The following is a 14,317-nucleotide window of genomic DNA, read 5'->3' on the forward strand; positions in this document are numbered from 1 at the left end:
GCACGCCACTACACGCGGATGCGCACGGTCCTGCGCAGCCACAGCACGCCGAAGAACATCATCGACAGCGCGATACCCGCGATCTTCCGGCCCGTCTCGTCTTCCCAGAACACCTTGCAGTAGCCGGGATTCAGCACCGACAGCGCGGCGATCACGAAGAACGGCAGCAGGCCGAGGATCCACGCCGACAGCCGGCCTTCCGCCGACAGCACGCGCACCTTGGCGAGCAGCTTGAGCCGCTCGCGGATGATGGTGGCGATGTTGCCGAGAATCTCCGCGAGGTTGCCGCCCGCCTCGCGCTGGATCAGCACGGCGATCACAAAGTAGCGCACGTCGTCGACGGGCACGCGGCTCACGAGGTTCATCAGCGCGTCGTTCATCGACACGCCGCAATTGATCTCGTCGAACGCGATGCGGAACTCGCCGCCCAGCGGCATCGGCAGCTCGTCGGCGACCATGCCGAGCGAGGCGGGGAACGAGTGGCCGGCGCGCAATGCACGGGCGATCAGATCGGCGGCGTCGGGCAACTGGCGCTCCAGCTGCACGATGCGCTTCGCGCGCTTGCCGCGCAGATACACGAGCGGCAGCAGCGCGGCGCCACCCGCTATGGCCAGCGCGATCGCGAACGGCAGGTGCATCCCGCCGATGCCGAACAGCAGCCCGCCGACCGCACACGCGGCCGAATAACCGACGAAGCGTCCCACCGACCACGACAGCCCCGACTGCTGCAGATACAGGTCGAGCAAATGCACGCGCGGCATGTGCATCAGCACGCGCGTGAAGGTCGGCGATTCGCTCAGCAGACGCTGCTTGAGAATCGACATCTGTTCGCCGCTCACGTGACCGCCCGCCGACATCGCGCGGATGCGCGCATCCATCCGCTTGACGACGGGGCCGTGCCGGCTGTTCCAGAACACATACACGCCTTCGATCAGCAGCACGATCGCGACGAAGCCGAGGACGGCAAATGCCAGCAATGTCGTATCCATGTCCGTCTCCGTGACCGTTCAGACTTCGTAGCGTCGCGACGGATCGAACATCTGATCCGGCAGCGCGAGACCGAACGCGGCAAGCCGGTCGGCGAACTTGGGGCGCACGCCCGTGGCGCAGAAGTAGCCTTTGACCGTGCCGTCTTCCGCAACGCCCGTGCGCCTGAAGGTGAAAATCTCCTGCATGTTGATGATCTCGCCTTCCATCCCGGTGATTTCCTGGATGCTCATCAGCTTGCGGCGGCCGTCCGTGAGACGCGACGCCTGCACGACCACCGTGATCGCCGATGCGATCTGCTGGCGCATCGCCTTGATCGGCATCGTCAGGCCTGCCATCCCCACCATGTTTTCGAGGCGCGTCAGCGCGTCGCGCGGTGTGTTCGCGTGCAGCGTCGCCATCGATCCTTCGTGGCCCGTGTTCATCGCATGCAGCATGTCGAGCGCTTCCGCGCCGCGCACTTCGCCGAGGATGATGCGGTCGGGGCGCATCCGCAGCGCGTTCTTCACCAGCGAACGCTGCGAGATTTCCCCTTTGCCTTCGATATTCGGCGGCCGCGTTTCGAGGCGCAGCACGTGCTCCTGGCGCAGTTGCAGTTCGGCGGCGTCTTCGATCGTGACGATGCGCTCGTCGTTGGGAATGAAGCCCGACAGCAGGTTGAGCATGGTCGTCTTGCCGCTGCCCGTGCCGCCCGAGATCAGCACGTTCAGCTTCGCCTTGATCAGCGCTTCGAGCAGTTGCGCCATCGCGGGCGTGAAGGACTGGTTCTTCACCATGTCGTCCACTTTCAGCGGATTCACGGCGAAGCGGCGAATCGACACGAGCGGCCCGTCGATCGCGGACGGCGGAATGATCGCGTTCACACGCGAGCCGTCGGGCAGACGCGCATCGACCATCGGCGTCGACTCGTCGATGCGCCGTCCGACGCGCGACACGATGCGCTCGATGATCTTCATCAGATGCGCGTCGTCGAAGAACGTGATGTCGGTCTGCTCGAGCTTGCCGCGCCGCTCCACGTACACGTGCTGCGACGTGTTGACGAGAATGTCCGACACCGTCGGATCGGCGAGCAGCGGTTCGAGCGGTCCGAGTCCGAACATTTCGTCGTGCACGTCCTGGGCGAGACGCCGGCGTTCGATCTCGTTCATCGGAATCTTGTCTTCGTCGACGATGCGCTCGACCAGTTGCGCGAGTTCGCGCCTGATCTGTTCGGGCGTGAGGCGCTGCAGCTTGTCGAGTTCGACGCGGTCGATGATCTTCTCGTGCACGTTCATCTTCAGCTGCTGATACGCGCGCCGCGCGGCCATGCTCTCGGCCGTGTTGCCTGCTGGCAGGTCGGCCGAGGCGGCACCGCCGGCCGCGCCGTTCATCGACACACTCTGCAATCTCAGTTGATCGCGCAATGACATGATGAGGTTCCCCCGTTGCTGTGAGATGGCGCGCGGTGCGTCAATGGCCCGTCTTCAGTTGCGGCACGTCGCGCGGCTTCGACGCGAACAGGCGCGCAAGGCCGCCCTTCTTCTCTTTCTGCGGCGCGGGCGACAGCACATGCGCGAAGGCCACGATGTCCTGCGCGAGCGCGCTGCCTTTCGCCACACTCATGATGGGCAGCCCCTGATCGAGCGCCGCGCCCGCCTGTTTGTCGTCGCGCGAAAAGCGATGCGCGATGCTCATCCCGAAGCTCTGCTCGAACGCCTGCAGATCGACGGGTGCGTGTTTGTCGTACTGGTTCACGAGCACGCTGATCTTGCTGCTCGCGTAGCCGAGTTCGTTGAAGATGTCGAGCATGCGGCGGCCCGCGCGCAGATAGAGCACGCTCTGGCGCACCAGCATGCAGATGCGTTCGCTCTGGTCGAGCACGTGGATCGCGAGCGGATTGATCCCGAGGCCGAGATCGACGATCACCGCGTCGTATTGCGAGCGCGCGAGCGCGAGCACGCGTTCGAGCTGGGCGGGGCGCAGGTCGCCCGCGCGGATCGGATCGCCCGCTCCCGCCAGCACGTCGAGGTTCTCGTTCATGTGCATCACACAGGAGTCGAAGAACGCGTTGTCGAGCCGGTCGATCTGCGCGCACACATCGGCGAGCGTCGCGGCCGGCGTCTGGTCGGCCACCAGCAGGCTGGCGTCGGCGAACTGCTGGTTGGCGTCGACCAGCAGCACCCGCTTGCCGCGCTGCGTCGCGAGCGCATGCGCCACGTTCATCGCGATGAAGGTCGTGCCCGTGCCGCCCTTGCACGAAGTCAGCGATACGACCCGCCCTTCGCGCCGCGTACCCGCGGTCTTCTTGCCCCACACGTGCGAAAGCTCGCTTGCGAATGCCTGCGCGTCGAGCGGCCAGGGCAGCACATGGCGCACGCCGGCCCGCATCGCCGCCATCAGCAGCGCCGTCGAGGGCGCGGGCGTCACCAGCATGCAGTTCAGCTGCGGCACGTGCGACAGCGCTTCCTCGATCGACGCCATGTCGTGGGGCTCGAGATCGACATCGTCGACGATCAGCAGATCCGCCGACTTGATGTCCGCGGCGTGCGCCCGCAATTGCGGCACCGAGCCGTGCTGCACCCGCACGCGATGCGCGATGCCGCATCCCTCCAGCAACTGCTCGATCTTCTGCGAGCGGTCCGGACCCGATGAGATGAGGAGGATGTCGATCATGTTCAGTCTCCGCGTACGGGGCTTGTCGTGAGTTGGGTCGGTGGCGTGCGCGCGCCGTGCTGCGACGCGCGCGCGTCTTCGTCAGTTCACCGTCGCCATCAGTTCGAGTTGGGCAGGCCGACCGCGAACACGTTGACAGGCGGCGGCGGCGACGTGAACGACTTCGCGTAGTTCTTCTGGATCGCCGTGGCCGTCGCGCCGTCGACGCCCGCCACCGGGTCGGTGTTCATGCCCGCGTTGGGATTGAGCGTCTGCATTTCCTTGATCTGCTGAACGGAACTGCCGAAGGTCGCGTCCCAGTGCGGCGTCGAGGTCAGGCAGCCTCCGAGCGTCACGCTCGCCGCCGCGCACAGCGACGCGCGGATCAATGTCTGGATGGTTTTCATGTCGGTCTCCAGGGGTTCGTCGGTTGCGCGTCGCGCTTATTGCGTGCGAGCGTTGTCGCCGGTTTCTCGGGCCTGCTGCGTGGCGGGCTGCGTGGCGGCCTGCGTGGCGGTCTCTGCGGCAGGCTGCGCGACGGCGGTCGTGCCTGCCGTTGCCAGCGGCTGCACGCTCACGCTCGCCGTCTGCACGGCTGCCGTATGCACGTCGGTGGGTTCGACCCGCGTGATCGGGCCCGAACCGTCGCCGCCGTTGCCGCTCTCGGGTGCGCGAGGCGTGGCGGGTGCGCGGATCGCGTCCGACACCGGCTGCGTGCGCTCGGGCACCGGCACCGGCGTCGGCGCCGTCGTGCCTTGCGAGGTGATGACGGGCGTCAGCACCACGGGCGCAGCCGAACCCGTCGTCGGAATCGAGCCGCCCTTGACGGGCATCGGCGACGGAATCGCATTGGCGGGCACGGCGGCGCCCGTCGACGGCGGCGCGGCTTCGGCGGGCGCCTTCGGATTCTTGCCTTCCATGTTGCCCGTGAAGAGCACGCTCGCTTCCGTCACCTTGCCGAAGTGATCGGTCGGCAGCGGGTAGTTCTGCGGCAGCGGTTTCGCGAGGCGCGGCGTCACGACGAACACGAGTTCCGTCTTGTCCTCCTGGAAGTTCGTGCTGCGGAACAGCGCGCCGAGCACGGGCACTTCGCCGAGTCCCGGCAAGCCCTTGAGCGTGCCCGTCACGTTGCTCTTCATCAGACCGCCGATCGCGAAGCTCTGACCGTCGTACACCTGCAGCGTGGTCGACGCGCGGCGCGTGGTGATGAGGGGCAGCACGGCCGTCGTGCTGACGGTGCCCGCCGTGACGGCGACGCCTGTCGGCGACAGCTCCGACACTTCCGGCGAAACCTTGAGATTGATGCGGCCGTTGTCGAGCACGGTCGGCGTGAAGGTCAGGCCGACGCCGAACGTCTCTTCCTGCAGGATGATCGTCGTGCCCGCCGCGCCGTTGCTTTGCGGCACGGGGATGAACACCTTGCCGCCCGCGAGGAAGCTCGCCTCCTGGCCGCTGATCGCCATCAGGTTCGGCTCGGCCAGCACCTTGACGAGCTGGTCGGTCTTCTGCGCGTCGATGGCGAAGTTGAGCGGCTTGTTGTTCGCCTTCGAGCCGAGCAGCGCGCCCATGCCGCCCGACAGGAAATCGGCCAGCAGGCCGAAGCTCCAGCTGCCCGTGCCGCCCTGGATGTTCGCGGCCATGCCGAGCTGATCGATCAGCGTCTTCGACACTTCGGCCACTTTCACTTCGAGCATCACCTGCTGCGGCGCGGCCACATGCATCATGTTGACGATGCGCTCGTTGTTGCCGTTGCCCGATGCGCCTGCCGGCCTCAGCACGGCGGGGATCATCGCGCCGCCCTGGGCGCCGCCCGCATTGGCGGGCGCGGCGACGGGCACGGGCGCCGCCTGGCGCGCCACATACGCACGCGCCAGCTCGACGATGCGCTCGGCCTTCACCGAGTCGGACACGGTGCCCGTCAGCACGAGTGTGTCGGCGGCGGCCTTGACCTGCACGCCCGATTCTTCCGGCATCAGCACGGCGAGCGTCTGCTGCAGGCCGCCGGGATCGGCGCCCACGGCGACGTCGATGATCGTGCACGAGCCGCTGCGGCCCTGCACGATCATGTTGGTCGTGCCGACGTCGGTGCCGAGCAGATAGAGCGTTTGCGGCGACACGAGCATCGCCTGCACGATCGACGGATTGCCGACCGTGCGCGTCTTCACCGACTCGCGCACGTTGACCATCGTCGATTTGCCGACGGGAATCGTCACCGTCTGATGATCGGCGATCGCGCCCGTGCAGTTCGGGCCCTTGCCGCCCTGCGCCACGCCCGCGGCAGCCGCCGGCGCTGCGCCGCTCATGCCGATCGTCAGATGCACGGCGCCGCCGTTCGACGCCATGGTCATCGGCAGCGGCGCCTGGCTCGCGGCTTCCTGGCTGGCGGCCTGCGCGGCGGGCAATGCCCACAGGCAGGCGCCCATCAGTCCGCAGACGCTCGCCTGGATCAGACGCGCGCGGCGCGCGAACGGTGCGGCGTGCGTGCCGATGTGCGTCGGCTGCGCGGCTTGCTTCGTGTCGCGTCCGCACCGTGCGTGCGCGCGCTGGCTATCTCTCGCGTTCATGTCCTACCCCCGTATTGGCGCCGTTGTCTGGTCTCGACCCGGCTTGCGCTTTCGCGTCTCTGTTCGTTCTGCTCAAAAACATTCCTGTCTGCTCTGCGATCCGTCGATCACGCTCACGCAGTTCGACGGCGCCCGTGCAACGACCTTGTGCACCACCGGCTTCGGCGCAGGGGCCGGTGCGGCGGGCGGCGCGGCGACGGGAATCTTCAGCAGCGTGGCCTTGGTCGCGCCTGCCGTCGATGTGTCCTGCGGATCGACCTGGTTGCGCAGCACGAGCGACAGCGAACCGATGCTGCGCGCGAGGTCGATCTTCTCGGCCTGCTCGGGCGTGACTTCGAGCGTCACGGCGTCGACGACCTTCGGCTTGGTTTCGTCGCGGCCCGCTTCCTGCGCGACGGCGAGCACGAGGATCTTCTCGAGCACGATCTTCGAGATGTTCTGATCGCGGCCCGATCCGCCGCTGCCTTCACCCTTGCTGCCGTTGTCCTTCTCGGTGTTCACGAGAATGTCGACGTAGTTGCCCGGCAACGCGAAGCCCGCGACGCCGATCACGTCGTTCACGCGCACCGTGATCGCGCGCTTGCCTTCGTTGATGACGGCCGACAGGCCGCCCAGCGTGCCGACGGGCGAGAGCTTCGCCTCCAGCACGGGTTCGCCGCGCGACAGGCTCGCCTTCAGCACGCGGCCTTCGAGCTTCTTCACGTCGTTGAACGTGCCGGGCGGCACGCTGCCCGCGGGCCAGTCGGACACCTTGAGCATTTCGGGCGAGACGCGCTGGCCGAGACTCATGTCGGCCGATGCGATCACCACCTTGGTCGTGGATGTCGACGTCTGCTGCACCATCCAGCGCGCCGCGAACACCACGGCCGCAAGACCGGCCGCCGTCGCGACGAGCAACATCACCAACGCGCGAGCGTTCTTCATGTCGTTCTCCTGACTGTCGCCGTCGGTGACGGCGTTTGGGATCGTGTTACGGGAATGGGGTGGATCAGTCCGTCAGATCGCGGTCGTCGCAGGGATCGCGGTACTGCGGGCCGGGCGCTTCGTCTTCGCTCTGCGCGGCCGGGTGCCGGACCGGCTGCGGAGCCGCGAGCCACAGCTGCGCGGCCTGCCGCTGCCCGGCGGCCAGCGCGCGGCGTTGCGCTTCGCGCTTCGCCACCCATTGCGCGACCACCAGCACGTCGATGAGCGCGAGCATCGTGTGTTCGCGTTGCCGGCGTCCCGCAGGCGTGAGCAGCGCGCGCTGATGCAGATGGATCGCCGGATTCGCCGTGTGGCGCAATTCCGGCGCCGCGTCCACGTAGTACATTGCGTACGCGGTGGACGCGGTCTCCGTGCGGCGCGGCCGGCCGGTCTTGCCGGCCAGGTTTGCGCCGCTGCCGTTTTCCGCCGATGCGGAACGGCTTCCCCGTGCGTCGGCCGTCTTGCGGCCTGAATCATTTGTCTTCATGACTACCCCCGTATCTGGCCGTCCTTCTTTCGAAGGCGCTTTCCAGGTGGACGACCCCACGTCCACACCCCGTTCCTGACTTTGCTTCCGGCCTTTCTGTGAAGGCTCTCTGTTATCTTGCTTCACTGCGGCTGCGTTCCTTGCTGCGTCGTCGCGGGCTTCGGCTGTTTTCAGGTGCTGTCCGCCGTTCGCCCGATGCTGGTTGTCGTCGTCGCGTTGTTTTCTTGTTGTTGTCCTGCCCTGATTCGCCTGCTTCGCGTCTCTTGCAGTTCCCCGCCACTGCCCCTCGTTACCGCCCCCTCGTTACTGCTGTCCGCTGCGGCTATCTCACCCGCTTCTGTGTTATCGCTTCGTTGCCGTGCGGCCTGTTATGTCGTCCCTCGTCCCTCGTCACACGCTCACGAACAGCGAGAGCATCGTGCCCGTCGCGATGGCGACGCCGTACGGCAGCGTTCCCATCGTCGGCCGTCTCGTTCTCGTGCCGCCCGCGTCCTGCGGGCTGTCGCGCCGGGCGCCGCCCGATGCGACCGACACATCGATCAGCACGGCCGCCATGTTGTGCAATCCGGCGTACACCTGCCGGCGCCGCAGCATCTCGACGAGCGCCCACACCCCGCCGACCGCGCAGACGATCAGCGCCGCCTGCAACGCGCCGCTCGCGCCGCAGAAACAACCGACGGCCGCCATCAGCTTGACGTCGCCCGCCCCCATCATCCGTAGCAGATAGCCGGGCAGAAGCACGGCGCCGCCCGCAAGCGCGCCGCCCACCCACATCTGCACTCCCTCCATCGCGCCATGCAGCGCGCACTGCACGACGAGCCCTACGCCCAGACCGACGATGACCAGCCAGTTCGGAATGCGCCGTGCGTGGATGTCGTAGATCGCGGCAATCACGACCAGCGCCAACACGCATGGACCCACTGGAAAAGGCACGCCGTTCATCGAAAACTCCGTTGTCTGGTTACGACTGTTGAATCTTGCCGGCCGCCGCTGCCCTGTCTCGAACGCTTGCGTTGGCGAGACAGGGTGCGGTGCTGGCTTGCCGACTGACACTCGACCGCAGAATCAACCTGCGGCCACTGCTGCAAGCTTGTCGGCAATGGTGGAGAAGGCCTGCCTCAGGTTGGTGCCGAGCGTCGTGACTGTCGTAATGATCGCCACGGCGATCAACCCGGCCAGCAGGCCGTATTCGATTGCCGACACGCCGTCTTCTTCGCGCAGGAATTGCAGGATTGCGTTCTTCATCTGGTCCCTCGTAGCCTGTGAACCGGAATCCGGCTGTTGGATCAACCTGCCGCAACCGCTGCGAGCTTGTTCGAGATCGTGGTGAAGACAGTCCGCAGGTTGGTGCCGAGCGTCGTGACCGTCGTAATGATCGCCACGGCGATCAGCCCGGCCAGCAGACCGTATTCGATTGCCGAGACGCCGTCTTCTTCGCGCAGGAATTGGTTGATTGCGTTCTTCATGATGTCCCCCGTAGGAAATGAGATGTCACATGGCCGCCGCGCCCCATGCGCATTGACCGGGAAAAAACCGTCCTTTCGGACGTACTGCAAGCGGCTTGCTCCATCGGAAGCGTCGTCATGGTCGCGAATGGCCGTACGTCGTACGAACCATTCGCGCCACTTTCTGCCGACGTCCGCCCCCCTTTGGCTCCGCCGCCCCCACAGTCGCATTGGCAATCCCCGGCCGCGACTGCGAAGTACTGTGCTGCTGCCGGAGACTTCCTTTGGCCTTGCTTTCCGGCTGCAGCGTTTCGTGTGACAGCCATATCGCAACGGGTGTGCCATGCAGGCGCAAACCCTTGTCGCGCCGTGATCCTGCTTCGGGCATGTGCTGTTTTGCGGCGGAACGCGGCACGCGATGTTGCGTACCCGTAACGTCCTTTCGATGTGAAAGCCAGATGTTCGCTGGACCGCGCAAGCGCTTCCACGAAGTCGCCAATCCGCTGCGTCCGGCCGGAAAGGCCCGTGGAAGCGGGGTTCCGGTCAGAACTACCGTACGCGGGTCGTCGTCGCGGTATGCGGCAAAGCGATTGTCAAATGTGTCGCACAGTTGAGACGCAGCCAGCGGCATCGTGACAAAACCCGCTCAGCCTTGCGAAACAAGGCTTCCAACGATCGAATCCGAGATCGGGCCGCTTCATGACGAGCGCTTTGGAAACGTTTTAAGCGCCGGTAGAAATTGCTCGAAGCGAGCGGCTGCATCCAGATTTACGCTGATACAAAGCCCCTACCCATTCATTTATCTTTGTTTCCACCGCGCCATTCGTGCGACGATAAAATCGCTTTGCAACGGATGGACGCATAGCACGAGCCACACGACATTGCGGCGCGCATGACCCGCATGTAGAAGAAAAACGAAAAAGACTCAGGTTCGCCCAGCTGAACCCTCAATAGACCAACTGTTTTGCCGTAGTACAAGGATCACTGGCCTTGAGGCATCATGAGAACGATGCGCAAGGGCAACGTCCAACCCGGGGGTAACATGAATTCCACTTGCACAACGGGCGCTTCGGACCGCACCGTGCTTTGTGTGGCATCGATGCCCGACGAAGCACTCGCGGCCTTCCTCGCCGATGCCGGATGGCAGGTCGTGCACGCCAGAACCACGGCGGCGGCGGAGAAACTGCTCGATCGCGGCGACATCAAGGTCGGTCTCATCACGCTGCCCGACGACGTGACGCAGCAGCAGCTGTCGGCGTTCGAGGCCTGCATGCGTCACGGCGAAGCGAACTGGATCGCGCAGATCGCGCCGGGCCAGGCGACCGACGAGCTCACCAGCCGCTTCATCCTCGACTACTGCTTCGACTTCGTCACCGCACCCTGTCTCAACGACCGGCTGATCTTCGCGCTCGGCCACGCGCATGGCCTGTCGAACCTGCGACGCGCGAGCTTCCGGCCGCAGCCGTCGCTCGGTGCGCACGGCATGGTCGGCCATTGCGAGCCGATGCAAAAGCTGTATCGGCGGATCGAAAAATGCGCGCAGACCGACGCGCCCGTGTTCATCGCGGGCGAATCGGGCACGGGCAAGGAACTGACCGCGCGTGCCGTGCACGACAGCTCGACGCGCGCGCAGCAGACGTTCGTCGCGATCAATTGCGCGGCGATCCCGCCCACGCTGTTGCAGGCCGAACTGTTCGGCCATGAGCGCGGCGCCTTCACGGGCGCGCTGCAACGCAAGATCGGCCGGATCGAACATGCGAACGGCGGCACGCTGTTCCTCGACGAAATCGGCGACATGCCGCACGAATGCCAGGCCGTGCTGCTGCGCTTCCTGCAGGAAGGCACGATCGAGCGCCTCGGCGGCAACACGCCCATCAAGGTCGACGTGCGCGTGATCTCGGCGACGCACGTGAATCTCGAAGCCGCCGTGAAGGACGGACGTTTCCGCGCCGACCTGTATCACCGGCTATGTGTGCTGCGGCTAGACGAACCGCCGCTGCGCGAGCGCGGCAACGACATCCGCCTGCTCGCCGACTATGCGCTCAGCATGTATCGCCAGGACGGCACGCACAAGATTCGCGGCTTCTCCAGCAGCGCGGTGGTCGCGCTGTCGAACTACGACTGGCCCGGCAACGTGCGCGAGCTGATCAACTGCGTGCGGCGCGCCGTCGTGATGGCGGAAGGCCGCTTCATCACGGAAGGCGATCTCGGCTTGCCGGAAGTGTCGAAAGCGCGCACGCGCACGCTCGCCGAAATCCGCACGGCGGCCGAAATCGAAGCGATCGAAGAAGCGCTGCGGCGGCACGGGCACAACCTGTCGGGCGCGGCGACCGATCTCGGCGTATCGCGCGCGACGCTGTACCGGCTGATGAACGCGAACCGGATGAATCCCGACGCGAACCCGATGCGGCCGGCGCGGCGCACGGGCGGCGAAGGCCGCACGGACGGTGGCGCGGAGGGCGCCGACGGCTCGTCCGGCTCGGGCAATCCGGAAGACGACGAGGCGGGCTCACACAGGTCGCACGCCGTAGCGGCAGCATCGGCAGACTGAGTTTTTGCGCGTCTTCTTCAGACGCTTCCTGCGCGTTTTCCAAAGCGGCTGCGCCAGCCGTTCAGCTCCACGCTGAACGGCTGCGCGCGTAATGTGTCCATTGCATTGTCGAACGCACTGCAATGGAGCCGACGCCGCTCATGTCCGACCGCGCTTCTCTCGACGGCACGCCTCAAGCGCCGCACGCCTTTCCCGCCCAGGCCAGCCCCTGCGACGATCTCGCGATCCGCGCGCAACGGGCAGACGGTCTTCCCTGCCGCCACAAACGGCTCGCCCTCGCCGCGACGATCCTCGGCTCCAGCATGGCGTTCATCGACGGCTCCGTCGTCAACGTCGCGCTGCCGTCCATCCAGAGCGAACTCGGCGCGAGCGTCGCGGCGATGCAATGGGTCGTCAACGCGTATCTGCTGCTGCTCGGCTCGCTGGTACTGGTGGGCGGCGCGCTGGGCGACAAGCTCGGCCGGCGCACGGTGTTCGTCGCGGGCATCGTGCTGTTCACGGCGGCATCGGCGGCATGCGGGCTCGCGCCGCAGTCCGGCGCACTGATCGCGGCACGCGCCGTGCAAGGCGCGGGTGCCGCGCTGCTGGTGCCGAGCAGTCTCGCGATCATCGGCGCGGTGTTCGACGAGCGCGAGCGCGGCCGCGCGATCGGCACCTGGGCCGGCTTCGGCGCGATCACGTCGGCGCTCGGGCCGGTCGCGGGCGGCTGGCTCGTCGATGCGTTTTCGTGGCGCGCAATCTTCTATCTGAACGTGCCCATCGCCGCGCTCACGATTGCGCTTGCGTTGCCGTCCGTGCCGAACAGCCGCGATAGTCGCGATACACGCGCTTCGCAACGGCTCGACTGGGCGGGCGCACTGACGGCGGCATTGGGGCTCGGCGCGCTGACGTACGGCCTCACGCTTGCGTCGTCGGAAGGCTTCGACGACGAAATCGTGCTCGGCGCAATCGCTTGCGGGCTCGCGCTGTGCACCGCGTTCGTCGCGATCGAAGCACGCAGCGCCGATCCGATGATGCCGCTCGATGTGTTTCATTCGCGAGATTTCAGCGGCGCGAACCTCGTCACGCTGCTGCTGTATTTCGGGCTCGGCGGCGCGCTGTTCTTTCTGCCGTTCACACTGATCCGCGCGCACGGCTACACGGCCACGCAGGCAGGCGCGGCGCTGTTGCCCGTGCCCGTCGTGATCGGCGTGCTGTCGCGCTTCACGGGCGGCCTCGCCGCGCGCTACGGACCGCGCGCGCTGCTGACGGCGGGGCCCGTGATCGCGGCAACCGGCTTCGCGCTGCTCGCGCTGCCGGGCTGGCTCGACATGGACCGCTCACGCTACTGGACCAGCTACTTTCCGGCGCTCGCGGTGCTCGGCCTCGGCATGACGGTCACGGTCGCGCCGCTGACGACCACGGTCATGACCTCTGTGGCCGCTGCGCGCACAGGCGTCGCGTCCGGCATCAACAACGCGGTCGCGCGGATCGCGAGCCTGCTGGCGATCGCGGTGCTCGGCATCGTGTTCGTGTGGTCGCACGACGCGGCGCTGTCCGCGAGGCTCGAGCAATTGCATATTCCGACCGATCTGCATCGCGCAGGCCAGTTGCTCGCGCCGGATACGATGGCGGGCGCGCATGCCGTGCCTGCCGTGATCGTCGGAGCGCAGTCCGATGCGATCGACGCCGGCCTGCGCGCCGTCGCGCTGGTGTCGGCCCTATGCGCATTGCTGGGCGCGGCGTGCGCCGCCATGACGATACGCGGGCAACGAAACGCGCCGCACGAGACACATTGAGCCTCTACGCGATGCATCCACACTTCGATCCAGCCTGAAACATCGCGTGCGGCGCGTCGCGGATACTGACCGTCATGCATTCAACGACAACGAAGGAAGCCTGCCATGACGATCACCTGTTTCATCCGCTATCAGATCGATCCGTTCCAGCGCGACGCGTTCAGGGAATACGCGCAGAACTGGGGAGAAATCATCCCGCGTTGCGGCGGCCATCTGCTCGGCTATTTCCTGCCGCATGAAGGGACCAACGACATCGCGTGGGGCCTGATTGCGTTCGACAGCCTCGCGGCCTATGAAGCCTATCGGGCGCGGTTGCGCACCGATCCGGCATCGGTCGCGAACTTCCGCATGGCGCAGGCGAAACGCTTCATCCTGCGAGAAGAACGAACGTTCACGGAAGTCGTCGAGGGCACGCTCGGGCAGCCTGCTCGCGCCGTTCGCGACTGAGACGCCAGCGGGCGCCCACGGTTGCGCATCCGCATGACAATGCGCGCATCGCACGGCGACGATGCGCGTTGAATGGACGGATTGCGCCCTTTGCGGAACTTATCGTGCGCTGCCGGGGTCGTTTTATTTTCAGTCGAATCGTGGTGGCTCCCGGCGCCGCATCGCGTCAAGCCGTACGCGCATCGCCGCCGCCCACCGGCCCTACATGCGCAAACTCATCCTGATCTGCCTGCTCGCGCTCTTTTGCGCGCCCGCTTTCTCCGCCGTGACGACCACGACCAGTGCGTCGGGCGCGTCCGCCACCACTGTCACGCTGACGCCCGAACAGGCCCGCCAGGCGCTGCAGGTGCTGAACGACCCCAAGAAGCGCGCGCAGATCGAAGACACCCTAAACGCGATCGCCGCGGCCGGCGTGCTCGCGACGCCGCCTGCGCCCGCCTCGGGCGCCTCGGCGGCGGCCGCCA

13 protein-coding genes and 1 pseudogene are annotated in these 14,317 nt (G+C 66.4%); 4 read left to right on the plus strand and 10 right to left on the minus strand.

Annotated elements, in window-relative coordinates:
• Positions 1 to 8 precede the first annotated feature (8 nt).
• From G3N95_RS29620 to G3N95_RS29665, 10 genes are all read right to left on the minus strand, one after another.
• Entirely contained in the window at positions 9 to 989 is a 981-nt protein-coding gene (locus G3N95_RS29620; RefSeq protein WP_205973645.1) for a type II secretion system F family protein, read from the minus strand.
• An 18-nt stretch (positions 990 to 1,007) separates the two neighbouring features.
• Entirely contained in the window at positions 1,008 to 2,396 is a 1,389-nt protein-coding gene (locus G3N95_RS29625) for a CpaF family protein (RefSeq protein WP_205973646.1), read from the minus strand.
• Positions 2,397 to 2,436: 40 nt separating this feature from the next.
• Complete coding sequence (locus G3N95_RS29630; protein ID WP_205973647.1) at positions 2,437 to 3,639, minus strand: AAA family ATPase; 1,203 nt, start codon at positions 3,637 to 3,639, stop codon at positions 2,437 to 2,439.
• A 98-nt stretch (positions 3,640 to 3,737) separates the two neighbouring features.
• Positions 3,738 to 4,025, minus strand: a complete 288-nt coding sequence (locus tag G3N95_RS29635; protein ID WP_205973648.1) for a hypothetical protein — start codon at positions 4,023 to 4,025, stop codon at positions 3,738 to 3,740.
• A 36-nt stretch (positions 4,026 to 4,061) separates the two neighbouring features.
• Positions 4,062 to 6,182: a type II and III secretion system protein family protein gene (locus G3N95_RS29640; protein ID WP_205973649.1), complete on the minus strand. Its 2,121-nt coding sequence runs from the start codon at positions 6,180 to 6,182 to the stop codon at positions 4,062 to 4,064.
• A 72-nt stretch (positions 6,183 to 6,254) separates the two neighbouring features.
• Positions 6,255 to 7,106, minus strand: a complete 852-nt coding sequence (cpaB, locus tag G3N95_RS29645) for a Flp pilus assembly protein CpaB (RefSeq protein ID WP_205973650.1) — start codon at positions 7,104 to 7,106, stop codon at positions 6,255 to 6,257.
• 64 nt (positions 7,107 to 7,170) lie between these two features.
• Positions 7,171 to 7,632: a hypothetical protein gene (locus G3N95_RS29650; RefSeq protein WP_241019026.1), complete on the minus strand. Its 462-nt coding sequence runs from the start codon at positions 7,630 to 7,632 to the stop codon at positions 7,171 to 7,173.
• A 390-nt stretch (positions 7,633 to 8,022) separates the two neighbouring features.
• On the minus strand, positions 8,023 to 8,574 hold the full coding sequence (locus G3N95_RS29655) for a prepilin peptidase (RefSeq protein ID WP_205973652.1): 552 nt from the start codon (positions 8,572 to 8,574) through the stop codon (positions 8,023 to 8,025).
• A 123-nt stretch (positions 8,575 to 8,697) separates the two neighbouring features.
• Positions 8,698 to 8,877, minus strand: coding sequence for a Flp family type IVb pilin (locus G3N95_RS29660; protein ID WP_205973653.1), 180 nt, complete (start codon positions 8,875 to 8,877; stop codon positions 8,698 to 8,700).
• 41 nt (positions 8,878 to 8,918) lie between these two features.
• A complete protein-coding gene (locus G3N95_RS29665) occupies positions 8,919 to 9,098 on the minus strand; it encodes a Flp family type IVb pilin (RefSeq protein ID WP_205973654.1) in 180 nt (59 codons plus the stop codon).
• A 1,021-nt stretch (positions 9,099 to 10,119) separates the two neighbouring features.
• On the opposite strand from G3N95_RS29665, the gene G3N95_RS29670 reads away from it, so the two are divergent.
• The 4 genes and pseudogenes from G3N95_RS29670 to G3N95_RS29685 all read left to right on the plus strand — a co-directional run.
• Positions 10,120 to 11,628 (plus strand): sigma-54 dependent transcriptional regulator, encoded by a 1,509-nt coding sequence (locus tag G3N95_RS29670; RefSeq protein ID WP_205973655.1) that lies wholly within the window; start codon positions 10,120 to 10,122, stop codon positions 11,626 to 11,628.
• 140 nt (positions 11,629 to 11,768) lie between these two features.
• A complete protein-coding gene (locus tag G3N95_RS29675; protein WP_205973656.1) occupies positions 11,769 to 13,406 on the plus strand; it encodes an MFS transporter in 1,638 nt (545 codons plus the stop codon).
• 105 nt (positions 13,407 to 13,511) lie between these two features.
• Complete coding sequence (locus G3N95_RS29680) at positions 13,512 to 13,853, plus strand: NIPSNAP family protein (RefSeq protein ID WP_205973657.1); 342 nt, start codon at positions 13,512 to 13,514, stop codon at positions 13,851 to 13,853.
• Positions 13,854 to 14,058: 205 nt separating this feature from the next.
• Positions 14,059 to 14,317: pseudogene (locus tag G3N95_RS29685) on the plus strand (mechanosensitive ion channel protein); the annotation flags it as partial.

It is taken from the genome of Paraburkholderia sp. Tr-20389 (assembly GCF_017104565.1).
Classification (GTDB): Bacteria; Pseudomonadota; Gammaproteobacteria; order Burkholderiales; family Burkholderiaceae; genus Paraburkholderia.

Bases quoted from the DNA above. Each gene is read 5' to 3' on its own strand.
- G3N95_RS29670 (WP_205973655.1), top strand. From the start codon at position 10,120: ATGAATTCCACTTGCACAACGGGCGCTTCGGACCGCACCGTGCTTTGT.
- G3N95_RS29655 (WP_205973652.1), bottom strand. From the start codon at position 8,574: ATGAACGGCGTGCCTTTTCCAGTGGGTCCATGCGTGTTGGCGCTGGTC.
- G3N95_RS29675 (WP_205973656.1), top strand. From the start codon at position 11,769: ATGTCCGACCGCGCTTCTCTCGACGGCACGCCTCAAGCGCCGCACGCC.
- G3N95_RS29665 (WP_205973654.1), bottom strand. From the start codon at position 9,098: ATGAAGAACGCAATCAACCAATTCCTGCGCGAAGAAGACGGCGTCTCG.
- G3N95_RS29630 (WP_205973647.1), bottom strand. From the start codon at position 3,639: ATGATCGACATCCTCCTCATCTCATCGGGTCCGGACCGCTCGCAGAAG.
- cpaB (WP_205973650.1), bottom strand. From the start codon at position 7,106: ATGAAGAACGCTCGCGCGTTGGTGATGTTGCTCGTCGCGACGGCGGCC.
- G3N95_RS29640 (WP_205973649.1), bottom strand. From the start codon at position 6,182: ATGAACGCGAGAGATAGCCAGCGCGCGCACGCACGGTGCGGACGCGAC.
- G3N95_RS29625 (WP_205973646.1), bottom strand. From the start codon at position 2,396: ATGTCATTGCGCGATCAACTGAGATTGCAGAGTGTGTCGATGAACGGC.
- G3N95_RS29635 (WP_205973648.1), bottom strand. From the start codon at position 4,025: ATGAAAACCATCCAGACATTGATCCGCGCGTCGCTGTGCGCGGCGGCG.
- G3N95_RS29680 (WP_205973657.1), top strand. From the start codon at position 13,512: ATGACGATCACCTGTTTCATCCGCTATCAGATCGATCCGTTCCAGCGC.
- G3N95_RS29620 (WP_205973645.1), bottom strand. From the start codon at position 989: ATGGATACGACATTGCTGGCATTTGCCGTCCTCGGCTTCGTCGCGATC.
- G3N95_RS29660 (WP_205973653.1), bottom strand. From the start codon at position 8,877: ATGAAGAACGCAATCCTGCAATTCCTGCGCGAAGAAGACGGCGTGTCG.
- G3N95_RS29650 (WP_241019026.1), bottom strand. From the start codon at position 7,632: ATGAAGACAAATGATTCAGGCCGCAAGACGGCCGACGCACGGGGAAGC.